This is a genomic window from Paenibacillus sp. FSL K6-0108 (assembly GCF_045040695.1).
GTDB lineage: Bacteria > Bacillota > Bacilli > Paenibacillales > Paenibacillaceae > Paenibacillus > Paenibacillus pabuli_B.
Window position 1 is genome coordinate 5048131 of the sequence record NZ_CP150288.1, and the last position, 16239, is coordinate 5064369.

At 51.1% G+C, this 16239-nt stretch carries 16 protein-coding genes; all 16 read right to left on the reverse strand.

Annotation, left to right across the window (positions count from 1 at the left end):
• Window positions 1-27: 27 nt before the first annotated feature.
• The 16 genes from MHB49_RS22915 to MHB49_RS22990 all read right to left on the reverse strand — a co-directional run bounded on the left by MHB49_RS22915 (window position 28) and on the right by MHB49_RS22990 (window position 16235).
• Window positions 28-2181 (reverse strand): phage tail protein, encoded by a 2154-nt coding sequence (locus tag MHB49_RS22915; protein WP_405157221.1) that lies wholly within the window; start codon window positions 2179-2181, stop codon window positions 28-30.
• A 16-nt stretch (window positions 2182-2197) separates the two neighbouring features.
• Complete coding sequence (locus tag MHB49_RS22920; RefSeq protein WP_405153122.1) at window positions 2198-2353, reverse strand: hypothetical protein; 156 nt, start codon at window positions 2351-2353, stop codon at window positions 2198-2200.
• A gap of 719 nt (window positions 2354-3072) precedes the next feature.
• Window positions 3073-4113, reverse strand: coding sequence for a hypothetical protein (locus MHB49_RS22925; RefSeq protein ID WP_405153123.1), 1041 nt, complete (start codon window positions 4111-4113; stop codon window positions 3073-3075).
• A gap of 17 nt (window positions 4114-4130) precedes the next feature.
• A complete protein-coding gene (locus MHB49_RS22930) occupies window positions 4131-4916 on the reverse strand; it encodes a phage tail domain-containing protein (protein WP_405153124.1) in 786 nt (261 codons plus the stop codon).
• Complete coding sequence (locus tag MHB49_RS22935) at window positions 4916-9214, reverse strand: phage tail tape measure protein (RefSeq protein ID WP_405153125.1); 4299 nt, start codon at window positions 9212-9214, stop codon at window positions 4916-4918. Before MHB49_RS22935 ends, MHB49_RS22930 begins: the two co-directional genes overlap by 1 nt.
• A gap of 290 nt (window positions 9215-9504) precedes the next feature.
• Window positions 9505-9900 carry a hypothetical protein gene (locus MHB49_RS22940; protein ID WP_405153126.1) on the reverse strand — a complete coding sequence of 132 codons (396 nt, stop codon included), beginning with the start codon at window positions 9898-9900 and terminating at the stop codon, window positions 9505-9507.
• A 59-nt stretch (window positions 9901-9959) separates the two neighbouring features.
• The gene (locus MHB49_RS22945) at window positions 9960-10490 is read right to left on the reverse strand and encodes a hypothetical protein (RefSeq protein ID WP_405153127.1); all 531 of its coding nucleotides are present in this window, start codon (window positions 10488-10490) and stop codon (window positions 9960-9962) included.
• Window positions 10491-10547: 57 nt separating this feature from the next.
• Window positions 10548-10922, reverse strand: coding sequence for a minor capsid protein (locus MHB49_RS22950; protein ID WP_405153128.1), 375 nt, complete (start codon window positions 10920-10922; stop codon window positions 10548-10550).
• Window positions 10922-11326, reverse strand: a complete 405-nt coding sequence (locus MHB49_RS22955) for an HK97 gp10 family phage protein (protein WP_405153129.1) — start codon at window positions 11324-11326, stop codon at window positions 10922-10924. The genes MHB49_RS22950 and MHB49_RS22955 overlap by 1 nt, the downstream gene beginning before the upstream one ends.
• Entirely contained in the window at window positions 11326-11646 is a 321-nt protein-coding gene (locus tag MHB49_RS22960) for a hypothetical protein (protein WP_405153130.1), read from the reverse strand. The genes MHB49_RS22955 and MHB49_RS22960 overlap by 1 nt, the downstream gene beginning before the upstream one ends.
• Complete coding sequence (locus MHB49_RS22965) at window positions 11646-12029, reverse strand: hypothetical protein (RefSeq protein ID WP_405153131.1); 384 nt, start codon at window positions 12027-12029, stop codon at window positions 11646-11648. The genes MHB49_RS22960 and MHB49_RS22965 overlap by 1 nt, the downstream gene beginning before the upstream one ends.
• Before the next feature lie 15 nt (window positions 12030-12044).
• Window positions 12045-12269: a hypothetical protein gene (locus MHB49_RS22970; RefSeq protein ID WP_405153132.1), complete on the reverse strand. Its 225-nt coding sequence runs from the start codon at window positions 12267-12269 to the stop codon at window positions 12045-12047.
• A gap of 19 nt (window positions 12270-12288) precedes the next feature.
• Window positions 12289-13215: a major capsid protein gene (locus MHB49_RS22975; RefSeq protein WP_405153133.1), complete on the reverse strand. Its 927-nt coding sequence runs from the start codon at window positions 13213-13215 to the stop codon at window positions 12289-12291.
• Window positions 13216-13270: 55 nt separating this feature from the next.
• Entirely contained in the window at window positions 13271-13879 is a 609-nt protein-coding gene (locus tag MHB49_RS22980; protein ID WP_405153134.1) for a scaffolding protein, read from the reverse strand.
• A gap of 83 nt (window positions 13880-13962) precedes the next feature.
• A complete protein-coding gene (locus MHB49_RS22985) occupies window positions 13963-14787 on the reverse strand; it encodes a phage minor capsid protein (RefSeq protein WP_405153135.1) in 825 nt (274 codons plus the stop codon).
• Window positions 14787-16235: a phage portal protein gene (locus MHB49_RS22990; protein WP_405153136.1), complete on the reverse strand. Its 1449-nt coding sequence runs from the start codon at window positions 16233-16235 to the stop codon at window positions 14787-14789. Before MHB49_RS22990 ends, MHB49_RS22985 begins: the two co-directional genes overlap by 1 nt.
• Window positions 16236-16239 lie beyond the last annotated feature (4 nt).

The following is a 16239-nucleotide window of genomic DNA, read 5'->3' on the forward strand; positions in this document are numbered from 1 at the left end:
AGTTGGTTCATATTTCCTATACTACCATTACGCGGACGAGGTTGTGAAGGTTCCGCCACCAGATGTTTGGTTTTGCGTGTTGCCGTGGTTGTGATTTGGTACGGATACGGTATGTGTGTGACCTAGCGAAGCCTTTCCGTTAATAGCGGTCCACATCGAGTTTAAAGTATTCTGTAGTCCGACAACCTCAGATATAGAAATTTGCAACCCTGTCACTGCTCCGTTGAATTGGGCGCTACTCCTAAACTCCGCAGGCCCCGCGATAATTGGCGCACCCTGCAACCGTATCGGATTCCCCGTATTATTCGATCCGATGAACACGTCGTTACTAAATATCGTAAGTTGCCCACTATTCTGGTACGAATTAATCTCGCCAGCCAGTGCGCCGCCCGATCCGAAGAAAGATAACGCAGCCATTCCGTTATCTGAACTCGTACTAATTCGGATACGAGCCGTACCGGACGCGTCATAGCTTCGGAGTCCTTGCGAATCCAACTCAATCCGCCGACCACCTGTAGCTGTACGGATTAACGCGCCTGTCAGCGTACCACCAGTGATTTCGCCCTGGGCCGTGATGTTTCCGGAGAACACTCCGTCCTTCCACGTAGACGCGTTAAGGTTCGACTCGAAGATATTCGCGGAGGTTGCGGTCAGACGATTCATCGTGACGTTACCTTGGAAGTCTAGACGGAATGGCGCGGAGTTAAAATTAGCGTGGCCCGCCGACATTCCCGCCGTTTGGTTCAGCAAGATTATGTTATTTCCGCTACCAACGCTAAGAGACGAGAAGTTACCGATCTGTCCGATAATCCTCTCGCCCATAATTCCGTCAGCCGTAATCGCGGCTCGTATCGTATTCCACCCGTCAGTAGATACGCCTAGGCCAGCGGACGTTAACCGAACCTGGCGCAAAGGGTTCGACTTGTCTCGCGCAAGGATTCCGCCTTCTGGCGGGTATACGAGCTCCGTTTTCGAGTTGTTAATATCCGCAATGGCGACCTTCGCGAAGCTCTCAAACACTTCCGTACGAATCGTCCCCGCGCTCATAATATCGTTAACAATCCGCTTGGCCCGGTCAAGATCAGCAATAATATCGCTGAAATCACGCGTCATTACGTTAGCCACCGTTGCCTGCGTGTGCTTATCGCGATCGAACGGATACTCGGTCAGCTCCGTAACGCGTGACGTAATATTCGCGAGGCCCATCTCCGGGTCGTAACAGTAAACGACGTCGCCGAGAGCCGCGCGGGACTCCGTGCCGTCGATTTTGTGAATGTCCGCTGCACTTACGGAAAGCTCAAGCGCAGGCACCTCGTTATCCGCGAGAGCCTTACGCGTCTTCCGTACGAGTTCCGCAACATCCGTAATATTCTGCTCGATGATCTCCCCGTCATAAAACGCGATGTCAGACGTAGCCCAGGCGCCTGCGTATTGAGACACGAGATAATTCGATTGGAGCACGCCGTTAACGATGGCGCCTGGAATTGCCGCCAATCTCGCGCGCTCATCTGCGTTTAGTATAGTCGCAGGCTGTCCGATCCACGTGCGGCCATCTTTCATTTGCGCGTACATACGGGTGACTAGCGCGCTGCCATCGTCACCATACGAAGAGGATACGATGTTTTTATTGATGCGGTATTGATGGCCAAAGTCGCCGCCGATCTTCTTCCGCAAGTGGATGACGAAATTATCCGGATCAACTTCTACAACATACATCGAGATTACCGCGTTCAACGCTTCGAGCGCGTTCGTACGGCCCCAGTCCTTAACGTCGTACAAATCGAACGTATCGTCGATCGAGAACGTAAAGCGCCCACCAGTCGCCGCGCTAATCGTATCGGTAAGCCGCGAAATATGAACGCCGTACGCCTCCGAAATATACGAAGAGTACGGCATTTTGTAGTCCGCGAGTTTAAACATAATGTGCGAACACGACACTTGCGCGGTTAGCGTTTTACCTTCGCGATTACGTCTGCGCGAGTTGATAACGTAGAGTTGGCCGCGCTCGTCTTGAACGTGGCCTTTTAACGTTATAAGTTCGCGATATTCATCGGACGTCATCGGTATATTAAACGTCAGTGTGTAGTCCGAGTTGATACGGCGCTGGCGTTGGACATCGTACGCGGACGGGAGGACTCCGATGGGATTGCGTGATTTATCGTATATGCGTAAGATTGCGATTCACCTCCGATCATTTCTAACGTGGATATGTTTCTCTGCGTACTACCGAATCAGGAAGCAAGATTGGGTACGTATGATAGATGATTACGTCGTCGTTGGAGTCTACCGACAAAATCGAGTTACTGACTTCTCCCACTTCTGTTAGGAAAAGTAGACCATCCAATATCTCCATGAAATAAGGAGCCCCTAACATTGAAAACTTATCGTACAAGTTTATATAGTTGCCCAGGGCCAATTCGGTCAGGCTCGTGCATCGTAGAATATTAGGGGCAATGGAGTATCGCTCGTCCCCCATAGATGTGAGGTAGTAATCTCCGTTGTATTTTTCAACGTCAATTAGTCCCGTAAACTCATTAGGGATAACAAATTGGTCTACAATCTCAAAGTTACCGGTCCTGTAGTTTGTAACAAATATTTTATTCGATCCTGACAGGAAGTACATGTAACCATCAATAACTTTGATAGATCTGCAGTATGAATTACCAAGAAACGTTAGTGTTTTGTGGTATTCCTCTACAAGCAACCCATTCACTTTCTGATAACAATAGATGGTTTGGGTTTGGGAAGAAATAACATAAAACCGACTATTTGTGTATAACGTCTTGTGCGGACGATATCCAACATTAGGGATGGTTTGTATTCTCCTAAAACTTGAATCGAATACTAAAACTTCATGACGCCCGGCGTTATCTACTACGTAAATATTACCATCTGTAGCAATACTATGAGGACCGGAAAATTCATAGTTGACCTCATTCCATTTACCAATTTCCAGATTGATATTACTACTGTATATGATTCGATGGTGGTAGCAGTCAACAATAAAATACTTATCATTTAGTTTGTTAATCTGAGTAGGCACATAAAGCCGATCATGCGGATAAACTTTAGTTAAGAAAATCCCGCTACCTTCACAATAGAAAACGTGCTGAATGCGTTAATATTCAGCGTTACTTCCGGTCCAGCATCTTGGTAGCAAGAGATTTTAATAACATCACCTACCTCGCACTGCTCTAAGGCAGATAAAGAACTTCTGATTGCCGGTATTTGCCCAGAATCATTTTTAGCGTTATTGGTTTGATATGCAAGATAATTCCCGTTTTTTTCAAACATGATATTTCTAAAACCCACAGCATTGGCGCTAAATACAATATTCGCATAAATCAAATACGTCCCAGCTTCATTAATGATGATCTCGCCGTTATTCCCCTGAGACACAAAGTCGTTTGTATCAAAATTCTTTGTATCCCAGTTCGGAGTTGTCCAAGTTAAATATGGCAAGGGCTTTACTGTCGCAGTCGTATATTTTGCGCGTGGCGGATCTGCCATGTTATTGTGGGTCTTTTTGTCGGCAGCACTCATGATACCGCCATCTGTTTCTGTTGCAGTGGGAATAGGATCTGCTCCGTGCTCCGTATGACCAGCACCGTGCTCACCGGGCGTAGCTGTTCCCGTAGCTGTAACAGTTAGCGTCTTCGTTGCAGGATTCGCGGACACAGTAATTCCTATACCGCCCGCAATAGTCAACGTATCGGATTCCGCGCCAGCCACGACGTTGTTCACCTGTGCGAATGCGTTCTGGTTAACTTCTGCACCTTCCTCAATTCCGGCCAGCTTCGTATGCTCTGCGCTAGTTAAATGCGCGACATTGTCCGCTTCGTGTTCAACAAGTCCCGCCTGAACCGCATCAACTTCTGCCTTACGCGCGATATCATCCGAAGCACTTGGCGCAGCTACCTTCGCACGTCCTGTGCTATCCCGCTGCATAATCTTCCCTGCTGTTGCTGCTGGCGTAGATCCGTGCGCGGTCTGTGCGGCGATGTGCGTGTCGTGTGCGTCTAGTTCCGTTTTAATAGCGGAATAGTTTACGTTATGCTTCGCGAGGTTCGCCATATCCAGCTCTTTGTTAATCGTCTGCGGATTAAATGCCATTGTCCGCGCTCCCTTCGTTAGTAGAGATATTTGTAACGGAAGACGAACGCAAGTGATACCGCAAGACCCGCGCCTCCAACCGTAATCGTCGTTGTTCCTGGATTCAACGCAAAAAAGACGCCGTTACTAGAACCGTAGGCGTTGACTCCGTTCTTTTTAACCGTATATTTTTCGCAATTGATTTCCCATAAATCGGACGCAGTACTCGTTGCGTTGATTACTATCGTTTGGCTTCCGTTAGACAACGTAAGATTCGTAAACGCTCCGCTCACTTTAATCACGGGCGATTGCGGTAAGGTCCCTTCGTTCCGGACCGGCATTGTACCCGCGGCATTAAAAAACTGCGCGTAATCTGAATATACGTAGCCTTGCCCATACGAAAGTCCCTGCCCGTACTCATTGACCGCGGTATCACGTAAGGACTGCGGCCACGGATCATTCATTTTAAGCGGAAGGTTAATCGTGCGACTTCCAGTTGCCTGTACCGAGAGTGTTCCGCTATACACCACCGGATATCTTTTCGCGGGCAAATCGTGAAACTCAACGTATATCTGCGGACCGTGTACGCTCATCATCGCCGCCAATTGCGCAAGCGCTGCGTGATAATCCTGCGCGAAGCAATATAGCGTAACGTTAATTACGCGCGGACCGAACGTTGATCCGAAATCAATAACTCCGTCAGACCCCGCGAGTTTAACCGTATTGTCCTCCGTTTCAGGAAGAACGGGCAGGCTCCGCTCGGTTAAAGCGAAGCCGATCGTTTCGAGGTCAATCTCGTTTATCTTTATGCCCCATTCCGTCATTAGCGCGTCTTCACCCCTTGCGTCTGTAATCGTTGAACCGCGCGCGCTCTCTCGTCGTACAACGTCTCAGTATCCGCCTTATCCGTAAGTGTCACGTCATTAACGGACATGTCGATGTGATTGACAACTTGCGTAGGTGCTGCAACGCTATCCGATGGACCGTCCGCAATCATACGGAACAAGTTACCGATCTGCGCGTCATTCAGAATCATTTCTCCCGCGTGAGCAATTACCGGTACCGCCGATCCTGCAGCGCCTTGGACGATTCCGCCTGTAGCGAACGCCTGTAACTTCCCGGTATCCTTCTCAATGCCGTAAAGTTTACGCAGCTCATCGTTACGTGCGCTGAGTCTCGCCATTTCGGCAGTGTCTCCGCGTGATTTGGCGGCCGTCCAGGCATCCTTATTCGCGTTATACTCCGCAAGGTCTGCGTTCTCTCCACCTACCGGAGCCGCTAACGTTGCGAGTGTGGCGTTGTAATCCGATACGAAGCGGTCAAGCTGCGCCAAGATATCCGCATTAGCTGCGGCGTTAGCATTCTTCCGGAACTCGGAGATAGCGGATTCGATGACCTTGATATCGTCGGAATACGATTCGAATGCGGATTTAAGCGCGTCGTATTTGGCCTCGACTTGCGTCTTCTCATCGTCAAACGCGGCTGTACGCTCATCTTTCTCGTCCTGCAGCGCTGTCTTCTGAGATTCGAGCTCACGTTTACGCAGGTCACGCTCATGTTCAAGGATCATCCGGTCACGTTCTTTAATCAGGTCTTCGCGCTCCTGGATACCTTCCGGACTTACCGCCGACCCAAGCAAGTCGATCCGTGCATTCTTCTCCGCAAGCTGTGTCTCGTAATCGGCATCGGAATTGTACTCGGCTTCCTTCGCTATGAGCGCGTCGATTGCTGCGATCTTCTCATCCTGGGCGCTAACGTACGCCTTCTTCCGTTCTTCGATCGCATCCAATTCGGCTTTCTTCGCGCTGTCGACCCCGGCCTTCTGAACCTTAACGAGCTCATCCGCTAGCTTCTCGGTATCTTGCGCGAGCTTCTTACGGAGACTGTAAAGCTGCTCCTCAGCGCGTTCGTAATACTCCGAATCCTTAGCGTGGCGGTCTCGGACGCGTGTCCATGCGGCAATCTTCATTTGCGTAATCTCAAGTTCCGATTTACCTGCGGCCTCCATGCGGCGTTCTTCCTTCGTAATCCACTTCTCGGAGTTTCCGAACGCGTCCGCTATAGCCTTTTCGTTAGCTCGCGCCAAGTCTTTCCGCGCTTGATATACCTGTTCGTCGGCCTTCTTATACTCCTCGGAATCCTTCTTATAGCGATCCCTTACGCGAGTCCAGGCGGCAAGCTTTGAGTTAGCCATTTCAACTTCGGATTTACCGGCATCCTCCATACGGCGTTGGTCCTTATCGATCCAAGTCGATGAGAAGTCATAACGGGCCTTGACGCTGTCTTCCTGTAGCCGCTTGAGCTGCAGATTTAACGTACGCGCGTCCTCTACTGTTTCTTTGAGGTGCTGCGCATGGGCCTTTTTGAGCTTTTCATAGGCTTTGATCTGTTGTTCGGCGGACCAATCGTACATGTCGGCTTGGTAACGGATCGTGGCGAGCTCAGCGTTATACGCTTTGTCTCGCAATTCCTGAGCAACTTCGGCCGCGGATTTCTCTTTCTTGGCCTTTGCGGTAGAGGCTTTCTTCCCTCCGGACTTCTTCTTACTATCTCCGCTCAAGTTAACGCCGCCTGCAGTAGACGTATTGGTGCGGATAAGCGCCGACCCGTCCGTCAGTCCTTGCTTATACTGTTCAACCTCGCGGATATGCTGCGTTTGGTCGTACAGGTCTCCGGACAGCCCTCCGAGTTTCTGCTGTACCTGAGTGGCGTAATCACTCGCGTTATTCTGAATGTGGCCCTCGATCGTAGGGTTCACGCTGACGCCGCCAATGCCGGTTACCTTCTGCTTCATACCGTTAGTGGCTCCGGCAACCGCGCTTAAGGTACGTAACAACGCCTGATAGTTGCTGATCTGCGCCTCAATCGACGCCTTCTGCGCTCTGGCAGTTGCCGCGAGATTGTCCATGTAAATAGCCATCATGCGCGCAGACTCATCAACGAAGTTCCTTTCAGCGGAGATATGGTCGTCAACGATGCCAATGTTCGTAAGACGCGCCGTTCCCTCGGAATCAATTTCGCGGATGAGATCCGGATACTCTTTGCGGAGTTGGTTCGTCAGGTCCGTAAGCTGCTGTTTCTGCGACGCGTCCATATTCTGAACGCCTTCCAACTCGCGGTATCTGGCGACCAGTTGTTCCGTCGCTGCGATCTTCTCCTTCTTCGCGATGAGGTCTTGCATCTCGGCCTCTTTCATTTTCAGAAGGGCAGGCGTGGAATTATCGATCGCTTGGTTCATCTCTTCGAGTTTGGCTGTCGCGTCCTCAACTCCGTCATAACCCATACCGCGTAGATTATCGTCCATCTCTTCGAGTTGATCGTTGATCTCAAGCATTTCGGTCAATAACGCCGGGGTTCCGAGTCCGTCACTTTGGAGCGCTTCGATCTCGTTGAGTCGCTTCTGCAGCTCGGCGCGCTTCTCAAGTTCCGTATTCAGGTCCGCGGTCTGCTTCTGCAACTCCTGCAATTCCGCTACCGAACGATCCATCGGCGATTGATTCAGCGTTTCGTTAAGCTTCTTCTGCGCCTCGTCGTGCTTCTTAACCGCCTCAGCCGCCTCGTTATTGCTTGATACAAGCGCGGATACTCCTGCCGCAACGAGTCCGAGTGTTACAGAGATCGCGAGCAGAATCGGGTTAGCCGCTGTCAGAGCTCGCAACGCGGTAGTCAACAACCGGATAGCTACGACCGCGCCCATAATCAGCGGTGTTACGGTTGTGAACGTCACAATCGCGTTCTGTGTGGCCGGGTTCAGATTGTTAAATCCGAGAAGCATTCCGGTGAGTGCATCGGCACCCTGACGAATAGCCGGCGCGAACTTATCACCGACGGAGATACCTACGGCTTCGAGCGCGGAAGTGAGCTCGTTAATTGATCCGTTCAGCGTATCCATTTGGACTTCCGCAATCTCTTTCGCGGTGCCTCCGGAATCAATGAGCGACTGCGTGAACGACTCGAACGCCGCTTGGCCGTTATTGATTAGCGTGAGGAATCCCGCGGTAGCTTCCTGACCGGCGAGCGTTGCCGATACTTCCGCCTGTTGTGCTTGCGTCAATCTGCCGAATGATTTTTCGAGCTGACCGATAATCTCTCCGAATGGGCGAACGTTACCGAGCGAGTCGGTTACGCTAATGCCGAGCGTCTTCATCATGCCCGCGGCTTCCTTCGTAGGAGCGATCAGACGGAGCATAATTGCGCGAAGTTGTGTACCAGCCATTTCGCCTTGGATACCAGAGTTAGAGAGCAACGCAACGGCTGCGGCAGATTCTTCAATCGATACGCCTGCGGACGCGGCAACCGGAGCCAAATATTTCATCGCCATCCCCATCTGCTCGATATCCGTATTAGCTGACGACATAGCCTTCGCGATAACGTCCGCAGCTCGGCCGGTCTCCTCCGCCTTCATACCGAATCCCGTAAGGATATTCGAAGCGATATCGGCCGTCCGCGCAATCTCCATCTGGCCCGCTGCAGCGAGGTCAAGTACGCCAGGCATCGCGCCCATGATCTGGCTCGTCTTAAATCCCGCTTGAGCCAAAAATGACATTCCCTCAGCCGCTTGCGAAGCAGAGTAAACCGTTGTCGAACCGAGCTCGATCGCCTGCGCACGGAGCTGTTCGAACTCTTCTCCGGTAGCCTGGGACAGCGCCTTTACCTTCGCCATGGACTGCTCGAACGTCGCGGCTGTTTGTACCGCTTTAGTAATGACCGCTGCCATTGCTACGGATAGACCGATATACGCGCCGCCTAATCTCGTAATCTCTAGTGACGCGCCTCCGGCTGCCTTTCCGCTCTTTTCGAGTCCGGCCGTAACCTTATCGATCTCCGCGCTACTAGCTCCGAGTCGCTTCATCTCTGCGCGGACGGCTTCGAGTTGTTTCCGTAGTAATTCCGGATTAGCCTTACGCAAACTTGCGTTAATCTTCTCAATCTGCGCGGCCGATGCGCCTACTTCTGATAGCCGCGTGTTAAGCGCAGAAAAAGAAGAGGACGCCGATTTTCCGGCGTCCCCGAGTTCCTTCGCTTTCGTCTTCGCTTTATCGATCGCTTGATTATAGCCGTTGATATCCGCTGTGATTACCGCGCGTATTCCTCCGACATCTACTGTACTAATCGTTATCACCTCTCTTTAGTGGCCGCGCAATTGTCTCCGCATAGCCTCAAATCCGGACTCGTCAAATTCCGCTTTGCTTGCGATATTCATGCCCGCGCGTTCCCGGAGACTTCCGACTAGCTTCTTCATGTCGTCGCCCGTCGAGTGTTGAACGGACAATGACGTCAGCCAATCCTCTGCATCTACTTTCCGCTTAGCTTCTAGCGCGGTAAAAATGTCCATGACAAAATAGCCCGATTCGAACTCGATCTGTGTCTTGCCGAGACGAACCGCGCATTCTATGAAAAACTCGTCTATCGTTACTCGGCGTTCACTGCGTCCGGAGCCGTTACTCCGCTCAGTCCCGCCAGACTCAGGACGCCCCGCCCGTTTTTTAACAGTTCACCGAAATTGTTCGCTTTAGCTACCGCGCCATAGAACGCAACTAGTTCGTCGATTGACGCGTTTTGTTCGATGTACTCCTCGTCAATGCCCGTCAGGACGGCCGTCACGCGCACGATATCGTCAAAGGATTCGCGGATAGCTGCAACGAAATAAGCCGCCTTGTCTCCGGGAGCAGCGGTCATTACACTCACGATGAGTTGCGGTACTGCGTGGATACTATCGAAAAGGTCGCGCCATTGTGCAATCGTGATCTTGCGTGGCGTTACCGTCTTGCCGCCGATCTTGTATTTGTTCGCGCCGATTAATCGCAATATTATCGCCTCCGTTAAAGTAAAAGCGGCCCCGAAGGACCGCCCGTTATTTCGCGCTATTACGGTGTTGCCGTGATTGTTTCGTCGCCCAGTACCGCAACTACGCCGTCCTCGTCCGGGGTCGACCGCAATGTGACGTTAGTGATCCGTTCGTTTTCGTTGTCATATGCGTAGCTGAGGTCCGTCTCGGAGTAAGCGAGTGGCAGCGTAACCCAGAAGTTAGGATCGTTGATCTTCGCCAGCGGTTTGATTACGGCTTTCTTCGCGGTATCAATCAAGTTCATACCGACGCCCGTTTTAATCTCGATCTTCGAATCTGTACCATCCGTTACGACAGAGGCGCCGGTCATGATTTTCGGAATAACGGATAGCTCATATTCCGCGAATGGGATAGTCACGCTGCAGTTACGGCCGGTGATCCGTTTACCTACGACAGTCTCGCCCGTTTGGTCCGTCAGTTGATCTCGGTAAGTCGTTTCAGTTGTAAAGGATACACCGCCGATTGTGGTCTCGAATGTTACTTTGCTGACACCGTCGCCATACTCAACGATGGCTGGGCCGAGCTCAATCTTGGAAAAGTTTTGTGCCATTAATAGGTTCCTCCTCATATTTGGACAACGCAAAAAGGCCGCCCACTAAGAGCCGCCTTAAATCGTTGTCAGTGTGAAATTTAATGAATACATCGTACGATCGTTCGCATCTTTTCCGAGGTATATCGGAGAGGACTGATTCGCACGACATTTGACTATGCGGACAGTCCCGAAGTAAAACTCGCCTTTACTTGCCAGATCCTCGTATATTGCGTCAGCTATTTGCGTAGCCTTAGCCGATGACTTGGCGCGCACCAGAACTTGAAACGCGGGCCTTCGCTTACTCGTCCATTCGCTCGGTTCATATCCGCCGCTCATACGCACGTAGGCGCAGTCGTCCGGATTCCCCGCCGCAAACTCATTAGCAACGTACGTATACGGAACGGCTACGCGCAAATACGCTGTAATGTCCGTAATCCCAAGAGTCGCCATTATTTCGCCAACCCCTTCCGTATCGCGTCCGCAATCAGACGCTGATAGAGCGACGCGTTTTGCGTTAACGGGTCTTCGAGATACTTCGGCTTCGTTCCGGGCGTAGTCGGATTCTGATATCCGCTCATTTCGTGGACGATCAGCGCGTAGTTAACACGGTTACCTCCGCTGCCTTTTTCAACTGCGGAAAAATAAACTTCGCCACGTACGCCGGTCGCATTCGCAGTAACGCGTTTACCTGACGTTTCCCTCAACGTACCTTTATCTAGTGGCGCCTCATCGCGCGACTCCGCAAGCAGAGCGTCGGTTGCGTCATGCATTCCGCGGATTGCCGCCGCCTGTACGGTATCTTTCGAAAAGTCCAGCGCTTTAAAGAATCCGCCCATATCGAACTCAATTGACATTACACGTTCACCTCCGTTAATGCGGGCTTACCGCCGAACCACCGTTTTACGCTTATCGAAATGGGTGTGTACGTTATCGTCCGCATGTTTTCGTCGGTGTACGTGAGTCTGTCGGAGATATCAATGCGCGGAAGCTTATCGAACAGGAACGCGCCGACACTGGCGACTTCTTCTCCGCGACTATTACGTACGAGTTTAACGCCTTCGGAAAAGCGGCATTTCGCTTCGTAATCGTCTCCGTAAATTGGCTCGTTGTAATCCGGATCATTGCCGAGGAAAGGCGATATGATGACGGTCTGACGCAAAGGGATCGCTGGCATTAAGGAATCAACCTCCCGAAGCGTTGCGCAGAAAGCTTAACGCCATTCTCGGCTCCGATAATATCGCGACATGATTGCGGAATTAATTGCGTTAATTTCCTTTCGCCAACACCAAACGAGACTGAAACCGCTCCGCTTATTGATGTCGACTGAATGCCGCGCTGTGCCTGCACCATCGTATCGCTAAAGATGACAGACAAGGCCGCAGCGAACTCGTACACAGCCGCGTCCGGAATCGTATACTTTGAGTAGAGACGATTCAGTGTTCGCTCGGCCACATTTAACATTCGTTGTTTTTTGGCGGCGTCTGAATCTTCCCACCCCTCCGTGTCAATCACGTTAAGGCCGATGTACGCGTCTGCTGCAGTTATTGTTAAAGCCATGCCTCACACCTCCGTTTATTTAGTGGAGGGTTTGGCTGCTGCTTTCCGAGGTTTAGGCGCTTTGGACGCGGCCTCTTCTTGCGGTGGCTTTTCCTCCGATTTTGCTTCCGACAAATAGCCGTAGTCGTTAACGAGAACCCTGCGCAGGTTATTGTTTTCAACCACGGCCGTGCCATTTTCGAATTTTACGCCGCACGTAACTCCATCATAATTCGGATTCGGCGTTTTGATTACGAACATCTGCGCACCTCCCGCTTAATTAGACGATGATGCCGGACAGTCGAGCTGCAGATTTGCCGTCGAACAGCGCCATACCTGTGTAGAACTCGATACGCGTACGCAGAACCGGCTTATCCTGCACTTCGCCCAGGTCAGTTACCATCACGCCGCCGTTTGTCAGGCCGGAGGTAAACTCGTCTGCTCCGAATTTTACCGCGTAGATAGAAGTTGTGTTAGAAGCTGTGCCGGTAGTTTCGTTGTGACCGATTACCTTATCGCCGGCAGCATTATCTCCTGCGTCGAAGATTGGCACGCCGTTGAAAGCAGTTACCGGTCTGCCAAATACATCCACGCTGTTTTCGTGGAATCCGAGTTTCCTTGCGATTGTACTCAAACGGATTTTAGTTTTGGAGTCCATGTACAATGCATCCGCACGTCCTCGCGTCTGATACAGCAACGTTTCAAGTGCCTCAAGGAACAAGTCATAGTTACCAACGTCCTCGATATTTAGGCCGTTTGTAGATGCTGTGATCACCTGAGAACCAGTAAGACGTTTCTTCAATCCATCGAAGGATTTGGAGTCAGTAGCGATATCACCATTGAAGAAGGTATCCTGGAATTTGAAAGCCGCCGCTTTTGTTTTCAATGCAGTCTGAATTGCGCGTTGGTCATTAACATTGGAGCGTGTTTGCTGGATAAATTTATCGACGTCAGCGTCACCGCCCATGATGGACAGAGATTCAGTCAGTTGGTTCACCGCGCCTGTGGACTCCACGTAACCTTCGTTCACTCCGCGGAAAGCTACTCCAGGCAAGGAAGCTTCGCGATTGTATGCATAAGCGTTACCTTGAATCTCCATAAACGGCAGGTATTGAAGGACTGGAGCGTTTTGAACGAATGTTTCGATAACGCCTTGTTGAAGTGTGTCCTGTGAAAGTTTTGCAGATTCCAAAAGTGTCAATGCCATTGTTAAAAATCCCCCTATTATTTTAGTTTAAATAGAAACAGAACCGCTAAGGTTCTTATTTATTGCCCGTATTTGAGTAACCAAGAGCCATCTTCACGCGTGGATTCATCCCGGAAGTATCAATCTTACGGCTACCTCCGTTGGTCTCGCCTCCGATTTGCCGTGAGCCTACGTTTTGTTCCGTAAGATACGGTTTGGATGTGATAAGCTCGCTAATTACGGCAGACATTCCCGCCACATTGCCCGACTCATCGATCGTAACTCCCGATATATCCGCTAGCTTAAACGCATCTTCAAGCGCATCTGGCCGAATCTTTTGCTCGCCGGTCGCTGCTAGAGCTTTGAACTCGGCTTTAACTAAGCGTTCATTCGCCGTTCTTAACGCGTTGTTGCGAGCTTCCTCAGCTTCCTGCGCGCGTTTCTCAGCGGCTTCTTTCTCCGCCGCGTATTCCGGCTGTTTACCTTCCATCTCCGCTAACTTAGCCTTAATTTCCTCGTAATCCTCGCGGCCTTTACGGTCACGCACTAACCTTTCGCGGACAATAGCGTCTAGTTCAGACTGCGTAAATGTCTTCTCAGGTTCTTGCGGTGTCGGTTCCGGATCTCCTTCCGCAAAGAGCTGCAGATTCATCGGAAACTTAGTGCGAATATGTTCGGTTTTCATGGTTGTATCCTCCCGCGTTTTAGCGCCGCGTAGCGCGTGGATTCCGTAGCAGTTTAGTGTCGTGTACGTTCGGACATCTCGCCTCAGACGACATTGCGGACCGGAGACAGTACGTGACGGCAGCGTGGGTGGAATATTTCTCGTCGAGGTAGATCGCCTAAATACGGATAATCTCCGGGAGCATCCGGCGTTAACTTGACAATGCGGCCTTCCCAGTTGCGGCACGCGTCCTTTGCGCCATGACTCGATATCTGCGCGTAAAAAGCGCCACGTCCGATCGCTTCGTTAATCGTTGCGTCTCGGTGCGCGGAGTTAAGCTTCGTTCGTGTTACGGTATCGACGTATACTTCCGGTTTCCATCGCCGACCAGCTGCGTCAATTATGCCGGTGTCTGTCGCCTGTCCGAGCGTTCTCCGGATGCCTGCGAGCGTGTCCGCGTTAATCGTGCGGCGGCCGTTAATTCCAGATGCCATATTAGCGCGAAAGGATTCCGCAGTAGCTTGGCGGACGGCCTGACGGACTCGGCGGTCGATGTTCTGTGTAACCGCAAGCAAATCCGCTTGTGTGTCCGCGATTGCCGACGCAACAAGTTCGCGGTTGATCCGGTTAAATTTAACGATCTTCTCCGCTTCGGCTAGCGTACTTGCAGCTCCGAGTTCAACGATTGCCCGCGCTACTCCGTCCGTTGCAGCTTTCGGCACATACTCCGCAACCCAGGCGGCCGACTCCGCGTTTAGATCACGCAAAATAGCCGCAGTCTCAGCGAGAGCGGCCTTTGCATGTGCGCGTGATATATCGGATACATCCAAGCGGGATAACTCTGTTGCAATTGCGAGGATTCCGCGTTTATATGCGTCGACGAGACGGTTGATGTCGCGGTCATAGTTCGGATCAGGAATCGTCTCCATTACGCTACAACCTCGTTAAATATCGTACTGGCGACCGTTCCGTTAACGCGTTTCTCATCGTCGTCAATGCGGCTCATCGCCTGCTCCGCCTGTTCGTCGGTCAGCCCGTCAAGGCGTTTAACAGCATCACGTACGGACATCGTCGGTTTGCCTCCGGTACGTATTTGCGCTATTTCGGCCTGCTCGCGGTCATCTGTAGGTAGTCCGTCAGAGAAAATAATGTGCGGCTTTGTTGGCGCGTAGTTGATGCTACCATTCGATTGCGCTTGTTCAAGGAGTTGCGCGATAAAAAGTGCCTCTGTGAGCGCCTTATCGAAGTACTGACGTTTCCGCGCTATCTTAGAAAGTAAAGGGTTCATGCGATATTTGACAGCAAGTCCTGTCGCGCCGCTAGTGCCTGCATTCTCTTTTCCTAACGCAATGGGTGGAAGCTCTGATGTGGTCAGTAGTGTGTCTATGAGCTTGTCGAGTTCCTTAAAAGCCGACTCAAGCTGACCGTCCCAGGTAACATATTGAGGAACGACTGAGCCAGAGTCTACGACTTCAAAGACTTTAGCGAATGCAGCTCTTTGTTGAGGCACACCGTCCGGGCCGTCCTCCAAAACACCTGACGGAACCGTTAATATTGGGTCAGCGTGCTTATCTAGGATCGATGCAATTTGAGTCAATCGGTTATTGATCTCACGGAACAAAGCTCTATGCTCGCTTATATCATCCAGTCCGCACCAGGAATCATCGAAAGAGAAATTCGGTACATGTACGATAAGAGGCGCGGGCACCCCGGTTTTCAGCGGAGCCTCAACGCCTTCCAACTCCTCAGTAATAGTCCACGAAGTAACTTCATCATTTCGCGTAGTCAGAGCGGTCATTTCGAACTTGGAAAACGTAATCTCTCCCGGAACATGCGTTTCAACATGTAGCTCCCATCGAATTCGTCCTTCTTCGTGAAAGGCAATCGGAACGGCTATGTGGTATGCCGCGACTTTTTTAGCATTACCGGGCACTGTTTCGGGAAAAACGTAGGCTGCATTCTGTGATTCAATTACGGCGCGGTAAGGATCTTGTGACTCCGGTAAGATTCCGCGGTATTCTTGCGCCCATTTGATCTTATAAAACGAGTCCCCGCGGTAAGCATTTCCGTGAGCCATTTCATAGTTTGTCGTATTAAGCGTGTTGTCCTTGACTATCCGGTCCAGTGCGGATTGCTCGATTGAAGCTTCTTCTCCCGCGCTATAGATCGGAGAGTCTCCGAATAGCAAGTCGGCAGCTTTCTTGCATATCAATCCCGCGTAATTAGCGTAAATATAGCGTTTCGGCTCAACTTCTATTTCTTCGCTCAGCCTCTTTATCAAATCAGCGTTACATCTGACAAGCTCCGCGTTTTCCCGGTATCGGTCTACCCGTTCCTTGTGGTCTTTTGGTGGATACATCTTACCAACCTCAAACAATGCG

Coding starts and splice junctions, on each gene's coding strand:
- MHB49_RS22920 (WP_405153122.1), bottom strand. CDS start 2,353: ATGGAGATATTGGATGGTCTACTTTTCCTAACAGAAGTGGGAGAAGTC.
- MHB49_RS22925 (WP_405153123.1), bottom strand. CDS start 4,113: ATGGCATTTAATCCGCAGACGATTAACAAAGAGCTGGATATGGCGAAC.
- MHB49_RS22930 (WP_405153124.1), bottom strand. CDS start 4,916: ATGACGGAATGGGGCATAAAGATAAACGAGATTGACCTCGAAACGATC.
- MHB49_RS22945 (WP_405153127.1), bottom strand. CDS start 10,490: ATGGCACAAAACTTTTCCAAGATTGAGCTCGGCCCAGCCATCGTTGAG.
- MHB49_RS22950 (WP_405153128.1), bottom strand. CDS start 10,922: ATGGCGACTCTTGGGATTACGGACATTACAGCGTATTTGCGCGTAGCC.
- MHB49_RS22955 (WP_405153129.1), bottom strand. CDS start 11,326: ATGTCAATTGAGTTCGATATGGGCGGATTCTTTAAAGCGCTGGACTTT.
- MHB49_RS22960 (WP_405153130.1), bottom strand. CDS start 11,646: ATGCCAGCGATCCCTTTGCGTCAGACCGTCATCATATCGCCTTTCCTC.
- MHB49_RS22965 (WP_405153131.1), bottom strand. CDS start 12,029: ATGGCTTTAACAATAACTGCAGCAGACGCGTACATCGGCCTTAACGTG.
- MHB49_RS22970 (WP_405153132.1), bottom strand. CDS start 12,269: ATGTTCGTAATCAAAACGCCGAATCCGAATTATGATGGAGTTACGTGC.
- MHB49_RS22975 (WP_405153133.1), bottom strand. CDS start 13,215: ATGGCATTGACACTTTTGGAATCTGCAAAACTTTCACAGGACACACTT.
- MHB49_RS22980 (WP_405153134.1), bottom strand. CDS start 13,879: ATGAAAACCGAACATATTCGCACTAAGTTTCCGATGAATCTGCAGCTC.
- MHB49_RS22985 (WP_405153135.1), bottom strand. CDS start 14,787: ATGGAGACGATTCCTGATCCGAACTATGACCGCGACATCAACCGTCTC.